At 62.5% G+C, this 18,614-nt stretch carries 13 protein-coding genes and 1 pseudogene; 6 read left to right on the top strand and 8 right to left on the bottom strand.

The window, feature by feature from the left end; genetic code table 11:
- Positions 1-3 precede the first annotated feature (3 nt).
- Entirely contained in the window at positions 4-1,101 is a 1,098-nt protein-coding gene (locus tag QWE_RS07790; protein WP_006725559.1) for a glycosyltransferase family 4 protein, read from the bottom strand.
- Positions 1,102-1,123: 22 nt separating this feature from the next.
- Positions 1,124-1,600 carry a transcription elongation factor GreA gene (gene greA / locus QWE_RS07785; protein WP_006725558.1) on the bottom strand — a complete coding sequence of 159 codons (477 nt, stop codon included), beginning with the start codon at positions 1,598-1,600 and terminating at the stop codon, positions 1,124-1,126.
- A 267-nt stretch (positions 1,601-1,867) separates the two neighbouring features.
- Between greA and QWE_RS07780 the strand changes: the two genes are divergently transcribed.
- On the top strand, positions 1,868-3,097 hold the full coding sequence (locus QWE_RS07780) for a putative DNA modification/repair radical SAM protein (protein ID WP_006725557.1): 1,230 nt from the start codon (positions 1,868-1,870) through the stop codon (positions 3,095-3,097).
- Positions 3,097-4,557 (top strand): UdgX family uracil-DNA binding protein, encoded by a 1,461-nt coding sequence (locus tag QWE_RS07775; RefSeq protein ID WP_006725556.1) that lies wholly within the window; start codon positions 3,097-3,099, stop codon positions 4,555-4,557. The genes QWE_RS07780 and QWE_RS07775 overlap by 1 nt, the downstream gene beginning before the upstream one ends.
- Positions 4,558-4,566: 9 nt before the next feature.
- On the opposite strand, the gene QWE_RS07770 is transcribed toward QWE_RS07775, so the two are convergent.
- Positions 4,567-6,111, bottom strand: a complete 1,545-nt coding sequence (locus tag QWE_RS07770) for an MFS transporter (protein WP_006725555.1) — start codon at positions 6,109-6,111, stop codon at positions 4,567-4,569.
- Between the two features lie 111 nt (positions 6,112-6,222).
- Complete coding sequence (locus tag QWE_RS07765; protein WP_006725554.1) at positions 6,223-6,651, bottom strand: SRPBCC domain-containing protein; 429 nt, start codon at positions 6,649-6,651, stop codon at positions 6,223-6,225.
- A gap of 112 nt (positions 6,652-6,763) precedes the next feature.
- On the opposite strand from QWE_RS07765, the gene QWE_RS07760 reads away from it, so the two are divergent.
- The gene (locus QWE_RS07760) at positions 6,764-7,621 is read left to right on the top strand and encodes a DMT family transporter (RefSeq protein WP_006725553.1); all 858 of its coding nucleotides are present in this window, start codon (positions 6,764-6,766) and stop codon (positions 7,619-7,621) included.
- A gap of 21 nt (positions 7,622-7,642) precedes the next feature.
- Here the strand turns inward: QWE_RS07760 and QWE_RS07755 are convergent, their stop codons facing one another.
- Both QWE_RS07755 and carB read right to left on the bottom strand, forming a co-directional pair.
- On the bottom strand, positions 7,643-7,828 hold the full coding sequence (locus QWE_RS07755; RefSeq protein ID WP_006725552.1) for a hypothetical protein: 186 nt from the start codon (positions 7,826-7,828) through the stop codon (positions 7,643-7,645).
- Between the two features lie 245 nt (positions 7,829-8,073).
- A complete protein-coding gene (carB, locus tag QWE_RS07750) occupies positions 8,074-11,556 on the bottom strand; it encodes a carbamoyl-phosphate synthase large subunit (RefSeq protein WP_006725551.1) in 3,483 nt (1,160 codons plus the stop codon).
- A gap of 256 nt (positions 11,557-11,812) precedes the next feature.
- Between carB and QWE_RS07745 the strand changes: the two genes are divergently transcribed.
- Positions 11,813-12,529 carry a DUF1868 domain-containing protein gene (locus QWE_RS07745; protein ID WP_006725550.1) on the top strand — a complete coding sequence of 239 codons (717 nt, stop codon included), beginning with the start codon at positions 11,813-11,815 and terminating at the stop codon, positions 12,527-12,529.
- Positions 12,530-12,599: 70 nt separating this feature from the next.
- Here the strand turns inward: QWE_RS07745 and QWE_RS07740 are convergent.
- Positions 12,600-14,974: pseudogene (locus tag QWE_RS07740) on the bottom strand (methyl-accepting chemotaxis protein).
- 207 nt (positions 14,975-15,181) lie between these two features.
- Here QWE_RS07740 and QWE_RS07735 point away from each other — a divergent pair.
- Complete coding sequence (locus tag QWE_RS07735; RefSeq protein WP_006725549.1) at positions 15,182-16,669, top strand: amidase; 1,488 nt, start codon at positions 15,182-15,184, stop codon at positions 16,667-16,669.
- Between the two features lie 9 nt (positions 16,670-16,678).
- Here QWE_RS07735 and QWE_RS07730 read toward each other — a convergent pair whose 3' ends face one another.
- A complete protein-coding gene (locus QWE_RS07730) occupies positions 16,679-17,704 on the bottom strand; it encodes a zinc-dependent alcohol dehydrogenase family protein (RefSeq protein WP_040299829.1) in 1,026 nt (341 codons plus the stop codon).
- A gap of 179 nt (positions 17,705-17,883) precedes the next feature.
- Here QWE_RS07730 and QWE_RS07725 point away from each other — a divergent pair, with 179 nt between their 5' ends.
- Positions 17,884-18,552: a glutathione S-transferase family protein gene (locus tag QWE_RS07725; RefSeq protein ID WP_006725547.1), complete on the top strand. Its 669-nt coding sequence runs from the start codon at positions 17,884-17,886 to the stop codon at positions 18,550-18,552.
- Positions 18,553-18,614 lie beyond the last annotated feature (62 nt).

Below are 18,614 nucleotides of genomic sequence, written 5' to 3'. Positions count from 1 at the left end.
CGGTCAAACGGTTCCGGATGTTGCAGGCTTGGAGCTTGCGCGCGCATGGGGCAGGGCAGTGCCGAGCAGACCCGCATAGACTTCCGCCAATTGATCGGCTTCGCGTTCAAGCCCGAACGCCGCCTCGACATGCTCGCGCGCGCGCCGACCGGCCTGCATGGCCTTTTGCGGCTCGAGAAAGGTCGAGATTGCGTCGCGCAGGCGTTCATAGTCGCCGGCCGGCACGACCGAACCCGTTTCGCCCTCGACGATCATCTCTGCATAGGCGCCGGCGTCACTTGCAACCACGGCGGTGCCGGAGGCCATGGCCTCGAGCGGCGTGAGGCCGAAGCCCTCATTGCGCGAGGGGGCGACATAAAGCGTCAGGCGGCGATACCAGGGTTTGATGTCATCGACTTCGCCGAGGAAACGGATGCGATCGGTGAGCCCGGCGGCGGCGATGTCGGCCTTCAGCTTGTCGGCAAAGGCCGTATGCTCGGCGGTGACCCGGCCGGAGATCACGGCCGTCCATTCGGGATTATCCGGAAGGAGTTCGATCATCGCCCGGACGAAGAGATCCGTGCCCTTTTGATGGCGGACCCGGCCGAAGCAGCCGACGAGATGCCGGCCCTTCAGATCTTCCGGGAGGTTCGTGTCGATCTCGTCGGAGGGATGAAAAAGCTGCAAGTCCACGCCGTGGCGGATGACACGATGCGGGACCTTGAGAAAGGAGCCGGACTTTCCATTCGTCGCTACCACGCCGTCCATCTTCGAGATGAGCCAGCGAGTGTAGCGGCTGTGATGTCTCTGGGCTGCCGATGTGAAGAGCAGTTTCAGCGGCATCCGGAAGAGATCGCGCAGGATCAGACCCGCGAGCATTTCGTTGTTGCGGCGGGCATGCCAGACGCGGGCAGGGGCGGATTTCGGCCTCTTCCAGAGGCCGGGCAGCTCGGCCCAGCGCATGCTGGGCAGATGACCGGGAAGGCCCGGGCCGAGCGTCAGGATGCCGAGACCCTGACGCTTCTGTTCCGGCACGAGCTGGATGACGGTCGAGGTCACACCCGAGAGGCGCCGCTTGAAATGCGGCGCAATCACCGTGATCTCGTCGAGAGAATGCGCCACAGAGGAGCCCTTCCGGACTGGATCAGCCCCACTTGACCGCAAGGATCTCGTAGGCCTTCGAGCCGCCGGGGGCGACGACTTCGATGCTGTCGCCGGCTTCCTTACCGATCAGCGCGCGGGCGATCGGCGAGGAGATCGAGATACGGCCGGCCTTCACGTCGGCTTCTTGGTCGCCGACGATCTGGTAGGTCTTCTCTTCCTCGGTGTCTTCATCGACCAGCTTGACGGTCGCGCCGAACTTGATCTTCGAGCCGGACATCTTCGAGAGATCGATGACCTCGGCGCGCGCGATTAGATCCTCGAGTTCGCCAACACGACCTTCGTTATGGCTCTGGGCTTCCTTGGCTGCGTGATATTCCGCATTTTCGGAAAGGTCGCCATGAGCGCGCGCCTCGGCAATTGCCTCGATGATGCGCGGACGCTCTTCCTGCTGACGCCAGCGCAGCTCTTCGCTGAGCTTCTCGAAACCGTTCTGCGTCATCGGTACCTTGTCTACCATTTCCTCTTCCTTCGTCTTCATGGCCGCGAGCGCGGGCACAAAAGAAAACAGGTTCCGAAGCAAAGCTGCGGAACCAGTCACAAATCACGTTGATAGGGACTATAGCAGAATGCTTCGCGCAATTTCCAGAGTTTTCGTCGAGCGGCTCCTAAAGCCTGTCCGAGACTGAAAAAGCGCAGCAAAATCAGAATGAAGAGCGATAGGCGGACGCAATGTCGCAGGTTGCATTCTTGACCATTGTCATGGGAACGTATAGAGAACATTCTTATGAAGAAGTCGCTCAAAGAACGTCTTGCCATCCTATCCGACGCTGCCAAATATGATGCCTCCTGCGCGTCGAGCGGGACGACGAAGCGCGACTCGTCGGCATCGGGCGGGCTCGGCTCCACGGAGGGCTCGGGCATCTGCCATGCCTATGCGCCGGATGGGCGCTGTATCTCGCTCCTGAAGATCCTACTCACCAATTTCTGCATCTACGACTGTGCCTATTGCATCAATCGCTCTTCGAGCAATGTCGAGCGCGCGCGCTTCACGCCGGATGAGGTCGTCTGGCTGACGATAGAATTCTATCGTCGCAATTACATTGAGGGGCTGTTTCTCTCCTCCGGCATCATCAAGTCCTCGGATGATACCATGGCCGAAATGGTGAAGATCGCGCGGGATCTCAGGACCAAGCACGATTTTCGAGGCTATATCCATCTGAAGACGATCCCCGAGGCATCGGCGCATCTGGTCGAGGAGGCGGGGCTTTATGCCGATCGCCTGTCGATCAATATCGAGCTGCCGACCGATCACGGGCTGGAGCGCTATGCACCGGAGAAGCGTCCGGTCAACATCCGGCGCTCGATGGCGGATCTGAGGCTGAAGATCGACGAGGCGCGCGAACCGACGCACACCGGACGGCGCAAGAGGTTCGTGCCCGGCGGGCAAAGCACCCAGATGATCGTCGGTGCAGATGGCGCCAATGACGCGACGATCCTAGGCTCCAGCGCACGGCTTTACAGCAGTTATGGGTTGAAGCGTGTCTACTATTCCGCCTTCAGTCCGATCCCCGACAGTTCTAAAAACCTGCCGCTGATCAAGCCGCCCCTGATGCGCGAGCACCGGCTCTATCAGGCGGACTGGCTTTATCGTTTCTACGGTTTCTCGGTGGAAGAGATTTCGTCGATCGGGCAGGGTGGGATGCTTGATCTGGAGCTGGATCCGAAGCTTGCCTGGGCGCTGGCGAACCGCGATCGTTTTCCGGTCGATGTGAACAAGGCTGATCGTGAGACGCTTCTGCGTGTCCCAGGCTTCGGGACGAAGACGGTCAACGGGCTGCTCTCGGCCCGCCGTCACCGGCGCGTGCGGCTCGAAGATCTGACGCGTCTGGGCGTGTCGCTGAAGAAGGTGCGGTCTTTCATCGTCGCCGAGGGATGGTCGCCCAATCGCAGCCTCGATCGGACCGATTTGCGGGCGGTGTTTGCGCCGCCGGCCGAACAGCTGTCGCTCTTCTGATGCGGACCGTTACACTCGAAGGGCGAGGAGCGTTCGACGAGTGGCGCGATGCTGCACGTTCGCTCCTGGCTGATCGGGTGACACCCGATCAGGTTCGCTGGCAGCTTTCGGGCGAGGGGGGCGATCTGTTCGGCGCGTTGCTTCCAGAGAAAACTCCTGTCGAGGCACCCTCCGGGACCGTCGTGCCGAAGGGCTTCATCGAGGCGGCGGAGGCGGCGATCTGCCATTCGGATCCGGATCGATTTTCACTTCTCTATCGCATCCTGTGGCGGCTGCAGGGGGAACGGGCACTGCTGCAGGTAAGCTCCGATCCCGAAGTCGCCGACCTCACACGTCTCATCAAGAATGTCCGACGCGACAGCCACAAGATGAAGGCCTTCGTGCGGTTTCGCGAGGTCGAGGCCGTGCAGGCGGAGCGACGGCGCTTCGTCGCCTGGTTCGAGCCGGATCATTTCATCGTTGCCCGTACCGCGGGTTTCTTCCAGCGACGCTTCACCGACATGGACTGGCTGATCGCGACGCCAAAGGGATCGGCGGCCTGGAACGGGCAGGAGCTGAAGACCTCGCACGAGCCTGCTCTCCGCCCAGAGGCCGAGGATGAGACCGACGAGCTGTGGCGGACCTATTTCGCCAATATCTTCAATCCGGCGCGGGTGAAGATCAGGGCGATGCAATCGGAAATGCCAAAGAAATACTGGAAGAACATGCCGGAAGCCTCGCTCATTCCGGACCTGATTGCCGGTGCGGAGCGGCGGGTTGCCGAGATGGCAGAACGGCAGGCGAGCCAGCCGCCGGCCTTTCACGAACGGCTACAGGCGCAGTGGCGCGGTCGGGAGGATAGCGAGCCCTCGGCTGATCTGCCACCGCTTGAACAGCTCCGGCAGGAGGCAGCCGGCTGCACGCGCTGTCCGCTCCATTGTCATGCGACACAGACGGTCTTCGGTGAGGGGCCCGGCGATGCCGAGATCATGTTCGTTGGCGAGCAACCGGGTGACACCGAGGATCTGGCGGGTCGGCCGTTCATCGGCCCGGCCGGTCAGGTCTTCGATGAGGCCGTGGCGGCGGCACGGATCGACCGATCGCAGGTCTATGTCACCAATGCGGTCAAGCATTTCAAATATGAGCGGCGCGGCAAGCGGCGCATCCATATGCGCCCGGATGCAGGCGAAGTTGCCCATTGCCGCTGGTGGGTGGCGAAAGAGATCGAGATCATCTGGCCGCGTATCGTCGTGGCGCTGGGGGCGACCGCCTATCTGTCGCTGACCGGCGAAAGTCGACCGATCGCCGAGGTGCGCGGCATGCCGATCCCGATGCAGGACAACCGCATCCTGCTGGTGACCACGCATCCCTCCGCCATCCTCAGGATGCCGGATCCTGACCTGAAGGCACGAAGCCTCGCTGCCTTCCGATCGGACCTTGCCGACGTCAAGCGGCTACATGAGACGCTGGCTGCGTCCTGATTTCCGTCGTCAGTGGCCGCCGATCCGGCTTTCGTCCAGCTCGGTGCGCGCATAAACCCGCGCTGCGATGGCGGCGAGAAGCAGCAGGGTCACGGTTGCCAGCGCGCAACAGAGGGCAAAGCCGCCCGCATAGCTCGCCTTTGCCAGATCGATCCATGGTGCAGTTTCGTTGCCGGTGGTCCGGGCGACCTCCAGAGCGGTGCCGAGTGCCGAGGTGACGGAGGTCTGGTCGCTTCCGGAAAGGCCGGTCAGGTCGGCATCCTGCATGCCGAAACGGTAGAAAAGCGTTCCCAGGCTGCCGAGTACAGCGACACCCAAAGCACCACCGAATTCGGCACTTGTTTCAGAGATGGCGGAAGCCGAGCCCGCGCGCTCCGGCGGGGCCGTGCCGACGATCAGGCCTGTTGTCGTCAGGATCACCGGTACGAAGCCGAGGCCCATGATCATGCTGGCACCGAGGACACCGATGAGGCTCGAATGCCAGGCGGCGATTGCCATGAGGCCTGTGCCGAGCGCGTTGACGACGAGGCCGAGCAGGACGGTTCGGACCGGGCCGAGCCGGTTCGTCACCCGCCAGGCCTGGAAAGACATGACGGTAAAGACCAGCGAGGAGGGGATGGACCAGAGGGCTGCCTTCAGCGGTGTCAGACCGATCACCAGCTGCAGGAAGAGGTTCTGGAACAGGAAAATGCCGAAAATGAAGAAGACGCCGGCGAGATTGACCATCAGCGAGGCGGTGAAGGCCGGGATCTGGAACAAGGCAAGATCGATCATCGGATGCTCCAGCACCTTCTGACGCCTGACGAAGATCGTGCCGACGCCAATGCCGAAGAGAACGGGAACTAGCTGTACCGTTTCGAAGCCCTCGGCTGCCATCTTCTTGAAGCCATAAACGACGGGAAGCACGGTCAGAAGCGAAAGCAGGACACTGAAGAGATCGAGGCGGCCGGCATTCTCATCCTTGTATTCTGGCAGCAGGAAGGGCGCGCTGGCGAGAAGTGCTGCCATGATCGGGACATTGATCAGGAAGACCGAGCCCCAGTGGAAATATTGCAGCAGCAGGCCTCCGATCAGCGGGCCGATCAGGCCGCCGAGCGCAAAGGCGGTCCCCCAGACGCTGATTGCGCGGTTGCGCTCATGCTCGTCGCGGAAGAGATTGACGACCAGCGACAACGTCGAGGGCGCGATCGTGGCACCGGCAATGCCGAGCAGTGCGCGGGCGACGATCAGCATCGAGGCGGTGTTGGCAAAGGCGGCGAAGACGGAGGCTGCCCCGAAGAAGAAGGCGCCAATCAGCAGCACCTTTCGACGGCCGATCCGGTCACCGAGCGTGCCCATGGTCACCAGGAAGCCCGCGACCATGAAGCCATAGATGTCGTTGATCCACAGCAGTTGGGTGGCCGACGGATCCAGATCAGCGACGATCGCCGGCATGGCGAGGAAGAGGACCGACAGGTCCATCGAATAGATCAGGCAGGCAATGGACAGGATCAGCAAGCCGATCCACTCGCGGCGCGTCGCCTTTGCGGCGCCATCGGCAACAGTGACGGACATGGGGCAATCTCTCACTTCAAACCAAGGGAGATTGCCGCAGCCGGAGTCTTTCGACAAACGTCAAATTTTGATGGAACAGGTCAGGCCAACTGATCGATCGATGGGTGGTGTCTAGGCGCCGAGCTCCGCCACGAGTCGATCGAAATTCTGCTCGTTGGCAACAGCAATGAAGCGCTCGATCTCGCGGTTTTCTGGCGTGTCGTCGAACTGCATGCGCCAGGTCATGCGCGTTCCCTTGGCTTCGGTGGCCAAGGTCACCTCGAGCGTGAAAACATGCATCGGCTCATGGTGGAGCGCCAGAATCCGGGATGGCGGTTCGATCGCCTGAAAGGTCCAGCGATTTGCAAAATCGGTGCCGTCGGAATTGGTCATGGTCACAACCCAGTCGCCGCCGGGCGAAAAGTCGAAATGGGTGATCTCGTTGGTGAAGCCGTGCGGCCCCCACCAGCGGGCAAGGGTCACCGGATCGGCAAAGGCGGCGAAGAGGCTTTCGGCCGGAACGTTGAAGAACCGTTCGGTGACGATGTGCAGCTTTTCCACGGAAATCTCCAGACGATCACAGCTTGCCAAGGTGTGGAGCTTCGCGTTTAACACGTGGCGGACCCCGCCGGATAGTCTTGCGACACGGCATGGTTCGGGAGGGGTATTTCAGTTGCATTCGACATTTTTACTGACCGCCGTCGCCATGCTGGCCTTTGCCGCCAATTCGCTCCTGGCGCGTGAAGCGCTCGGGACAGTGTCGATCGAGGCCGCTGGCTATACTGCCGTCCGTATCGTCTCCGGGGCGCTGGTCCTCTACGGCCTCATGCGGCGCGGGAAGCTCCAGTCTGCATCGGTCGAGAGAAGCCTGCCGGGGGACTGGTGGGCGGCTGCAGCGCTCTTCGTTTATGCCATCGCCTTCTCGGCAGCCTATCTCTCGCTTGGTGCTGCGACCGGCGCGCTGATCCTCTTTTCCTCCGTCCAGGCGAGTATGCTGGCCTTCGGACTTTTCAGGGGTGATCGGCCGAGCCTCCGGGAAATGATCGGCTTTGCGATCGCGTTTGCGGCCTTCGTCTACTTGATCCTGCCCGGTGTAGGGCGACCGGATCTGGGCGGCAGTTTGCTGATGATCGCCTCGGGCGTGGCCTGGGCCGTCTATACGCTGCGCGGTCGAGGCTCACGCGATCCGATCGGCGAGACCGCCGGAAATTTCGTCCGAGCCTCCGTGTTTTGCCTGCCGCTTGCTATTTTCGCGCTGCTTTACGAGACGGCGACGCTCTCGGGCGTGCTCCTGGCCCTCGGCTCTGGCATCGTTGCCTCCGGGCTTGGCTATTCCGTCTGGTACAGGGCACTGCGCGGGCTCACCACCTTCCAGGCGGCGCTCATTCAGCTGTCCGTCCCGGTGATTGCGGCGCTCGGTGCCATCCTCTTCCTCAATGAGCAGCTTACACTGCATTTTGTCGTGGCTGCGGCTTTCGTCATCGGCGGTATCGCCTTTGCCATCCTTGCCAAGCAGAAGCGGCAGGTCTGAGAGCGCCGAGTTTCGACTTGGTCATTTGAAGAATTCGAGTAGTCCCGAAATGACCGTCGCGCCGCCGATGGGTGCGATGAACAGCAGGATGATGTTCAATCCGACGATCCAGGCCACCGCCTTCTGCTGGCGCGGCGTCAGAGGCTCCGGCCCCCGGCTCGGTGGTGGCTCTGGCGGCGGCGTGTAGTTCTTGAGATCGAGAAACATGACGATTGACCTGTCTCGCCTGCCGGTCGGTGAGGATCGATCCTCATAACATAGGCAGCGCAGACAGAGTTCAATGTGCGACACTATGGGCCTGTCACTCTTCTGAATGTGATGTCTGTCCGGCGCCCTTGGCGAAGCTATGCCTATGTCGCGTGAAAACAAAATCGCCGCATCCGAGGACGCGGCGATCATGTCGATTCAATGCAGTCTCAAGCTGCTCGGAAAGCGGCTGAAGCGTACCCGCCTCAGAAGTAGCTCTGCAGCGGGCGCACCTCGAGCTGGCCGCCCTTGAGTGCCCGGATGGCTTCGGCGGCGGCAAGGGCTCCTGCCATCGTCGTGTAGTAGGGCACCTTCTGCATCAGGGCGGCGCGGCGGAGCGACTTGGAGTCCGAGATCGCCTTGTTGCCGTCGGTCGTGTTGATGACCAGCTGGACCTGACGGTTGCGGATCGCGTCCTCGATATGCGGACGTCCCTCCAGCACCTTGTTGATCTTGATCGCCTCGATGCCGTTCTCGGCCAGGAAGCGCTGGGTTCCACCCGTTGCCATGACCCTGAAGCCGATTTCCGACAAAATGAGGATTGCCGGCAGGACGCGGGCCTTGTCCTCGTCACGGACCGAGACGAAGACCGTGCCGTCACGCGGCAGTTCGACGGATGCGCCGAGCTGGCTCTTGGCGAAGGCCAGCGCGAAATCCGTGTCGAGGCCGATGACTTCGCCGGTCGAACGCATTTCCGGACCGAGCAGCGTGTCGACGCCGGGGAAGCGGGCAAACGGGAAGACGGCTTCCTTGACAGCGATGTGCTTCAGGTTGCGCGGATCGGGCTTGGCGCCATAGGCGGCAATCGCGTCATCCAGCTTTTCGCCGGTCATGATGCGGGCGGCGATCTTGGCGATCGGGGCGCCGATGGTCTTGGCGACGAAGGGCACAGTGCGCGAGGCGCGCGGGTTGACTTCGAGAACGTAGATCACGTCGTCCTTGATGGCGTACTGGACGTTCATCAGGCCGCCGACATTGAGCGCCTTGGCCATGGCGGCCGTCTGGCGTTCCAGTTCGTCGAGCATCGCCTTGGAGAGCGAACGCGACGGGAGCGAGCAGGCACTGTCACCCGAATGGATACCGGCTTCCTCGATATGCTCCATGATGCCGGAGACGAAGACTGTCTCGCCGTCGCAGAGCGCGTCGACGTCCACTTCAATGGCGTTGGTCAGGTAGCTATCGAAAAGCAGCGGGTTCTTGCCGAGCAGGGTGTTGATCTGGCCGGTCTTGTCGTTCGGATAGCGCTGCTTGATATCCTCGGGGACCAGGCCCGGAACCGTGTCGAGCAGGTAGGACTGCAGCATGGATTCCGAATGAATGATCTGCATGGCGCGGCCACCCAGAACATAGGAGGGGCGCACGACCAGCGGGAAGCCGATCTCGCTGGCGACCAGGCGAGCCTGCTCGACGGAATAGGCGATGCCATTGTTCGGCTGCGTCAGGTCGAGCTTCATCAGGAGCTTCTGGAAGCGGTCGCGGTCTTCGGCAAGGTCGATCATGTCGGGCGCGGTGCCGAGGATCGGGATGCCGTTCTTTTCGAGTGCTTCAGCGAGCTTGAGCGGGGTCTGGCCACCGAACTGGACGATGACGCCCACGACTTCACCCTTTTCCTGCTCCGCGCGCAGGATCTCGATAACGTCTTCGGCCGTCAGCGGTTCGAAATAGAGACGGTCGGAGGTGTCGTAGTCGGTCGAGACGGTTTCGGGGTTGCAGTTGACCATGATGGCTTCGAAGCCTGCATCCTTCAGCGCAAAGGCGGCGTGGCAGCAGCAATAGTCGAATTCGATGCCCTGGCCGATGCGGTTCGGACCGCCGCCGAGGATGACGACCTTCTTGCGGTCTGAGACCTGGGCTTCCGAGCGGAGCGCGCCGACAAACGGCGTCTCATAGGTCGAGTACATGTAGGCCGTCGGCGAGGCGAATTCGGCAGCGCAGGTGTCGATGCGCTTGAAGACCGGGCGGACGTTCAGGCCGTTGCGCAGTTCCGCGACTTCCTTCGGGCGCTTGCCGGAGAGCGAAGCGAGGCGGGCATCGGAGAAGCCCATGGCTTTGAGCATGCGCAGGTTTTCAGCATCTTCCGGCAGCCCATGCTCGCGGATGCGGGCTTCCATGTCGGTGATCGCCTTGAACTGGGCGATGAACCACGGATCGATCTTGCAGCCTTCGTGGACTTCTTCCGGCGACATGCCGAGGCGAAGCGCCTGGGCGACCATGCGCAGGCGGTCGGGCGTCGGGGTGCCGATGGCAGCACGAATGGCATTCTTGTCGTCACCCTGGCCGAGGCCTGGGATTTCGATCTCGTCGAGGCCGGTGAGGCCGGTTTCGAGACCGCGGAGCGCCTTCTGCAGCGATTCGGCGAAGGTACGGCCGATGGCCATGACTTCACCGACGGACTTCATGGCGGTGGTCAGCGTCGGTTCGGCGCCCGGGAATTTTTCGAAGGCGAAGCGCGGGATCTTGGTGACGACGTAGTCGATCGACGGCTCGAAGGAGGCGGGCGTTGCGCCGCCGGTGATGTCGTTTTCGAGTTCGTCGAGCGTGTAACCGACGGCGAGCTTGGCAGCGATCTTGGCGATCGGGAAGCCGGTTGCCTTGGACGCCAGAGCCGACGAGCGCGAGACGCGCGGGTTCATTTCGATCACGACGAGGCGACCATCGGCCGGGTTGACGGCGAACTGGACGTTCGAGCCGCCCGTCTCAACGCCGATCTCGCGGAGAACCGCGATCGAGGCGTTGCGCATGATCTGGTATTCCTTGTCCGTCAGCGTCAGCGCCGGCGCGACCGTGATGGAGTCACCGGTATGAACACCCATCGGATCGATGTTTTCGATCGAGCAGACGATGATGCAGTTGTCCGCCTTGTCGCGGACGACCTCCATTTCATACTCCTTCCAGCCAAGCACCGATTCTTCGATCAGGACTTCGGTGGTGGGGGAGGCGTCGAGACCGGAATTGATGATCTCGTAGAATTCCGAGCGGTTGTAGGCGATGCCGCCGCCGGTGCCGCCCATCGTGAAGGACGGGCGGATGATGGCGGGCAGGCCGACGACGTCGAGCGCCTGTGCGGCAATCGCCATTGCATGGCTCATGTAGCGCTGCTTGCGGTCGGTCTCGCCGAGGTTCCACTGGTTTTCCAGCTCATCCAGCGCCTTGTCGAGTTCGGCGCCCGAGAGCTTTGCCTTCAATTCGGCGCGAGCAGCCTCATGGGTCTTGCGGTCGGCATCCTTGATCTCGGTCGCGTTGGCGAGCATCGACTTCGGCGTCTCGAGGCCGATCTTGGTCATGGCTTCGCGGAAGAGGGCGCGATCTTCTGCCTTGTCGATAGCAGCGGGTTTCGCGCCGATCATCTCGACATTGTAGCGGTCGAGTACGCCCATGCGCTTCAGCGAGAGCGCGGTGTTGAGCGCCGTCTGGCCACCCATGGTCGGGAGCAGCGCGTCCGGGCGCTCCTTGGCGATGATCTTGGCGACGACTTCAGGCGTGATCGGCTCGACATAGGTTGCGTCAGCGAGGCCCGGGTCTGTCATGATGGTGGCCGGGTTGGAATTGACCAGGATGACCCGGTAGCCTTCTTCCTTCAGCGCCTTGACGGCCTGGGTGCCGGAATAGTCGAACTCACATGCCTGGCCGATGACGATCGGCCCCGCGCCGATAATGAGGATGGACTTGATGTCTTGGCGCTTGGGCATGGCTCTATCCGTTCTTTGACCTGCGCGAAAAACCGGCCTGGGTGAGGGAGGTCACCGGCCGGGCGCAGATAGATGGTCTTTTCAGGCTAGAAGCGGCTTATAGGGAAATGTTGGGCCGGAAGGAACCCCATATTTGCAGCCTCCGACAGGAAAGTTGGGGAGCGCTGAAATGCTGCCGCGACGGGCGCGCAATGTCATATGTGCTTCGCACTCGGCGCGTACCGCAGGTCCTTCCTACTCAGAGGGACGATACTCTATGACCCCGGACTTACCTGACCACCTTAAATCTGCCGCCCTCAGCCACAATCCCGGCCCGATCCCGCATCTCGGGCGGCGCTACGACACCTCGGGCACCTTCCTTCGTGAACGCGGCAACACCGTCGTGTGCCACCTCGTTGAGGGGTCCGAAGCGGCGGTTGCGATCAACGATGCACGCGCGCGGTTCACGCAGATGCCGGGCGCCGAAAAGCTGGCTTTTACGGCCGCCTCCAGTCTGCACATGACGCTCTTTCAGGGGATCATCGAGACGAGGCGCGAATTGCCCTACTGGCCATCCGACGTGCCGCTGGAGACGCCGATCGACGACATGACGGGGCTCTTCATCGATCGCCTGGCGCGATTCGAGCCCGGTGACGCCTTCGCGATGGAGGTGACGCATGCCACCCCGAATGGCCTCACGCTCGAGGGTGTGACCGATCGAGACCGGGCCATTCTGAAAGACTGGCGCAACCGTTTGGCGGATCTGCTCGGCTACCGGCATCCGGATCACGAGACCTATGTCTTCCACATCACCTTCGCCTACATGATCGAGCGCTTCGACGATCAGACCATGGCGGCCTGGGTTCCGTTCCTCGATGACATCGCCAAGGATATTCGTGCGCGTGCTCCGGTCATCACGCTTCGGCCCCCGGCCTTCTGTGCATTCGACGACATGAACCACTTCGAAGAACTTCTTGTCTTCGAACCGAAGTGAGCTTCAAAGCGGAAACAAAAAATGGCGGGCCGCAGCCCGCCATTACCAAAATCAAATGTAGTCTTTGCGATCAGAATTCTTCCCACTCGCCGCCGCTCGGGGCGGGCTTTGCGCCCATGGCCGAGGCGATCTTGCCGGCCAGTGTGCGGGCCGGAGAGGGGACCGGACGGGCAGCTTCGCTCACGGCCGACGGACGGGCAGGGGATGCGGGACGCGTGGCGATGGTTGCCGGAGCGCTGTGGGTCCGCGCCGAATGCGTCGTTGCCGATGCGTGTGAGGCCGCGCCGAGATTGAACTGCGCGAGGCGAGCGGAGAGCGCCTGGACTTCCGACACGAGGGTGTGGGACGCGGCATTGGTTTCCTCGACCATGGCGGCGTTTTTCTGGGTGCCCTGGTCCATGATGTTGACGGCCGAGTTGATCTCGTGAAGGCCGGTCGACTGCTCGCGGGCCGCTTCGACGATCGCATGAACATTGGTGTTGATCTGCTGCACTTCGGCGACGATCGCCGAGAGGGCCTCTCCGGTCTCGTCTACGAGCGAGACCCCGTGCTTGACCTGCTCGCCGGATGCGGTGATCAGGGTCTTGATTTCCTTTGCGGCATTGGCCGAGCGCTGCGCGAGCTCTCGGACTTCCTGGGCGACGACGGCAAAGCCCTTGCCGGCTTCGCCCGCGCGGGCGGCCTCGACCCCTGCATTGAGTGCCAGCAGATTGGTCTGGAAGGCAATCTCGTCGATCACGCCGATGATGTTGGAAATCGACTGGGATGACTGTTCGATCGCGCTCATCGCATCGATCGCGGAGCGCACGACCTCACCGGAGCGTTCGGCACTTTCCTTGGTGCGGCTGACCTGCTGGCCGGCTTTTTCGGCGCGCTGGGTCGATTCCTTGACGGAGCGGGTAATCTGCGACAGGGCGGCTGACGTCTGTTCGACCGAGGCCGCCTGCTGTTCGGTGCGGCGCGCCAGATCGTCGGCCGCCGAGCGGATTTCGTTCGAGCCGTTCTCGATGGTGGTCGCGTTGTCTCGGAAGGAGATCATCGCGGCGCGCAGTTTCTCGATCGAATCGTTGAAGTTGCCGCGGATTTCGTCGAGCGCCGGCGAGAAGGCCTTGTCGAGTCGAACCGTCATGTCGCCGTCCGACAGGCGGGCGAGGCCGGCGCGCAGTTCATCGACAACGAAGCGGATTTCTTCTTCGCGCGCCTTATGGCCCTTGGAGCGTTCGACGCGTTCGATCTCTTCCTGCTCGTAGCGGGCTTCCGCCTCTTTCTCGAGCGCGACCTTCTTGCGGTTGCTGTCGAGGAGGACGGCGAGCGAGCGGGAGAGGTCACCCAATTCGTCCGAACGGTCTTTGTCGGTCAGCTCGACGTCGAGGCGACCGGCGGCGATGTCGGTGGTCTGACCGATGACACGGTTGATGCGGCCGATGAAGCGGCGAGCGAGCAACCAGCCGACGACGATGAGAATGATGGTGGCGCCGGCGATGATGAGGGCGGAGGTCCAGACGGTCTCCGTCAGGACACCGAGCACGGTTGCGCTCGGGACGGCGACCACGACCTTCCAGACGGCACCCGGGAAGGGCTCGATCGGGACCGCAATGGCCATGCGCTCGACGCCGTCCTTGTCGATCATGGTGCCGACCGTACCAGGTGATTTCAGCAGGCCTTCCCAAGCGGCGGCATCGAGACCACTGTCCTTCAGCGCCTTGCCCATGGCCGCCTTGTCCGGATGGCTGACAAAGGCGTTGGCGGAGGAGAGGAGGGCGATGTAACCGTCGCCCAGCGGGCGCTTGGCCGCGAGATCGGCGGCCGTCTTGTCGAGGTCGATATCGGCGCCGACATAGCCGAGTGCCTTGCCGTTCTCCATCACCGGGATCGAGATCGTCGTCATCAGGACGTCCTTGCCGTCCACCGGATAGACGTAAGGCTCGAGCAGGACCGTCTTCCCGGTCTTGACCGGCAATTGGTAATAGTCGCCGGCGCCGGGCGTGTCATAGTCAACCAGCACGTCGGTCTTGATCACGCCGCCGGCACGATAGATGTAGGGCACAAAGCGGCCGGTCTGATCGTGGACGGGTTGCCGACGAATTCAGAATCCTTGCCATCGAAGGCATTGGGTTCCCAGCCTGTGGAGAGCCCAATGGCTCCCGGAAAGCCTTCGAGCGTCTTCGTCAGAACCGCCATGACGAGTTCGCGATCGGCTATTCCTTGCTGTCTGAGTGCCGAAACCGAGTAGTCGAGGCCTGCGACCATTTCATGGGCCACGCTCAGCGTGCGATTGACCTCGGCGGCGGCTTCAGAGGCTGCCGTCTGCATCTTGTCGATGCCGGCGCCGCGGATTGCACCATAGCTGATGCCAACCACTGTCGCGGCCACGCCGATGGTCGTCACGACGCCGAGTGCCACCGTCGAAAAGATGTTCCGGCTGGTTGCCGATTTGAATAACATGGGCCGTTCCCTCATTAGCCTATGACTGCGTTGCGGCAGACAGCGTCCACCGCGCCGGTGTTGTGCCGGCCGTTGAGGCAGACTTTAGTCCTCCATGGTTAAGTAGGTGTTTATATTCGGGTGAGCCGCTAAGTCCGATGGCGCTTGATCGATGTGTGGATTGACCGGAAGGTGAGGACAATCGACCGAGTCGGCCGTGGGGGAGTGATGGTGTTCAAGGAATATGCTGACTTCGACGGATTGGCACTGGCCGATCTGATCAAGCGCAAAGAGGTGTCCGCTGGCGAAGTGCTGGAGGCGGCGATCACGCGGATCGAGGCGGTCAATCCCAAGCTCAACGCGGTGATCCGACCGCTCTTCGATCGGGCGCGGCAGCGGGTCGCGAAGGGATTGCCGGACGGCCCGTTTTCCGGTGTGCCGTTTCTGGTCAAGGACCTCCTGGCGCAGATTGACGGCGTGCCGACTGGCAATGGTAACCGCCTCTGGGCAGCCCGGGTTGCGCAGGGCAACAGCGAATTGGTCAACCGGTGGGAGAAGGCCGGCCTCGTCATCGCAGGGCGCACCAACACGCCGGAATTCGGACTGACGCCCTATACCGAACCGGGCGCCAATGGCCCGACACGCAATCCATGGGATCTCACGCGCACCCCCGGCGGCTCATCCGGCGGTTCGGGTGCGGCGGTAGCCTCCGGCATGGTGCCGATCGCATCGGGCGGCGACGGGGGAGGGTCCATCCGCATCCCGGCGTCTGCCTGTGGCGTATTCGGCATGAAGCCGACGCGTGGGCGCACACCGGTCGGTCCCTTCATCGGCGAGGCCTGGTCCGGTTTTGCCATCGAACATGTGCTGACGCGCTCGGTGCGCGACAGCGCAGCCGTGCTCGACGCCACGCATGGAGCCGACCGCGGTTCGCCCCATCCGCTGCCGCCGCAGGAAGGCACATTCCTCGAGGCCTGCCAGCGGGCGCCTGGAAAGCTTAAGATCGCGGTGTCGCGCCAGCCGATGCTCGGCAAGGCCGTGGCGCCGGAGGTGGCGGCTGCCTTCAATGATACGGTGAAGCTGTTGGCCGACCTCGGGCATGAGGTGATCGAGGCAGCGCCGCCCGTCGACCGCGAGGCCTTTTCCATGGCCTTCCTGACCGCTCTTGCCGGTGAGCTGCGGGCAGATATCGAGTTTACGGCGAAGACCTTCGGCGTGAAGATCAGACCCGGCGACTATGATGCCTCCTCCTTCGGCATGGGTCTCCTGGGCGAGGGGTTCACCGCCTCTGACTTGATCACCGCCCATCGCTATCTCACGCTTTCCGCCCGCTCGATCCTCGGCTTTTTCGAGGATGTCGACGTGCTGATGACGCCGGTGCTGTCCAGCTTGCCGGTCAAGATCGGCGCTTTGCAGCCGAGTGCCGTGGAGAAGAAGCTCTTGACGGTGCTCGGCTATGTCGGCGGCGGCAGGCTGTTGAAGAAACTCGGGATCGCCGAGCAGCTGGCGGCCCAGACCTTCGAGTTCATCCCCTGGACACCCATATTCAACGTCACCGGTCAGCCGGCCATGTCGGTTCCGACAGGCTGGTCACCGGAGGGTTTGCCGATCGGCATGCAGTTCGTCGGGCGGTTTGCCGGGGAGGACACACTGTTTTCGCTTGCAGGCCAGCTCGAGCAGGCGCTGCCCTGGAAGGACAGGCGCCCGCCGCTCTGACAGCCCCGCTTACAGGCCGGGCACGACGAGCACCTTCACCTCGCCCGGTTGCGGCGGATTGCTGACCACGACTGGCGCGTCATCGAGCGAGACCTTGCGCGAGATCAGCTTCTCGACCTCGATTTTGCCCGAGGCGATCAAGTCGGCTGCGCGGCGGTGGGTGAAGGGGTTCAAGAATGAGGTGACCAGCTTGACCTCGCGGAAGAGCAGGTCGAATGGCTCGATCGCTACCTTTTCGCCCTGCGCCATCACGCCGAGAATGACGGCGGTGCCACCCGGACGGACGAGCTTCGTCGCCTGAATGACCGTTTCACCAACGCCCGCGCATTCGAGGACAACGTCCACGCCGCCGGGAACGAGACCGTTCTCGCCGGAAATCTGCGTCACGACGTCACCTGCGGCAGGATCGACGCTCGCCGTCGCGCCGAGTTCCTCGGCAAGCTTGCGGCGGGCCGCCTGGCGGGTCACGAGGATCACCGTGGCTGCACCCGCCAGTCTGGCCAGTTGCACCGTGAGTAGGCCGATGACGCCACCGCCGAGCACGACGACCGAGGAGCCGGCCTTGATCTCGGCGAGATCGATGCCGTGCAGGCAGCAGGCGAGCGGTTCGCAAAATGCGCCGTGCATCGGGTCGAGGTCTGCCGGCAGGAGAAAGGCCTGTTTGTGGGGAACAACCACGTAGTCTGCGAAACCACCATCGCGATGAATGCCGATGGCTTTCAGGTTCCGGCAGAGATTGACCTGGCCGTTGACGCAGTGCCTGCAGCGGCCGCAGGCGATGTTCGGGTCTCCCGTGATGCGGTCACCGAGTTTAAAGCCGGTGACGGCGCTTCCCACGGCCTCTACGATGCCGCTGAATTCGTGGCCGAGGGTGACCGGTGGCGTGCAGGGAAATTCACCGTGGTAGAGATGCCGGTCGGTGCCGCAGACGCCGCAGGCTTCGACGCGCACCAATAGATCGTCCGGTCCTGCTTCCGGCTTTTCCACCTCCCGTGTGAAAAGCTGGCCTGTCGCTTCCAGTCGCATCGCTTTCATTCGTCGCTCCTCCCAAAGCACTGTCTGTCCTTGCAGATTTGCATGCAGGAGGAGGGCTGCCAAGTCGTCGTTGCGGGCGATCTGGCGTCCGGTCGTCGACAAAGTTGCGGTCTCAGCCTCGACGGCGGTCGGGGTCGTCGCTAGATGTTCAAGCAACGACAATCGAAGGGCCGTTTCTGATGATCACTGTGCACTATCTCGACAACTCGCGCGCCCACCGGATTCTCTGGCTGCTCGAGGAGCTCGGGCTCGACTATCAGGTCAAGGTCTATCATCGGACGAAGGAATACCTTGCGCCGAAGGAGCTGAAGGCGGTGCATCCGCTCGGCAAGTCCCCGGTCATCGAGGATGGCGGGCGCGTGGTCGCGGAAAGCGGCGCGATCATGGAATATCTGATCGAGACCTATGGCGGGGAGGGCTTGCGCCCCGCCGCTGGCACCGACGAGCGGCTGCGCTATCGTTACTGGATGCATTATGCCGAGGGATCTGCCATGCCGCTTCTGGTGATGAAGCTGATCTTTGCGCGCATTCCCGGCCAGGTGCCCTTCTTCATCCGGCCTGTCGCCAAAATGATCAGCCAGGGTGTCTCGCGCAAGCTGCTTGACCCGCAGCTCTCTGACCATCTCGATCTGTGGATCAGTGAAGTCGGCAAGGACGGCTGGTTCGCCGGCCGGAAATTTTCGGCCGCCGATATCGCCATGAGCTTTCCAGTCGAAGCCGGTCTGACCCGGATCGCCGGGGGCAAGGATGTCAGCGAGCTCAAGGGCTGGATCGAGCGTATCCGGGCACGACCGGCCTATCAACGGGCGCTGTCGCGTGGCGGGGACTACGGTTACGCCAAGGGCTGATAGACATTTGGTCGGCCCTTCGCTTGCCTTTCGCCAGAAGAATGTCGTTGCCTCACTGGTGT

The organism is Agrobacterium albertimagni AOL15 (assembly GCF_000300855.1).
Lineage (GTDB): Bacteria > Pseudomonadota > Alphaproteobacteria > Rhizobiales > Rhizobiaceae > Allorhizobium > Allorhizobium albertimagni.
Note: the sequence above shows the minus strand (reverse complement) of the source record. Positions and strands in the feature narration are given on the sequence as shown.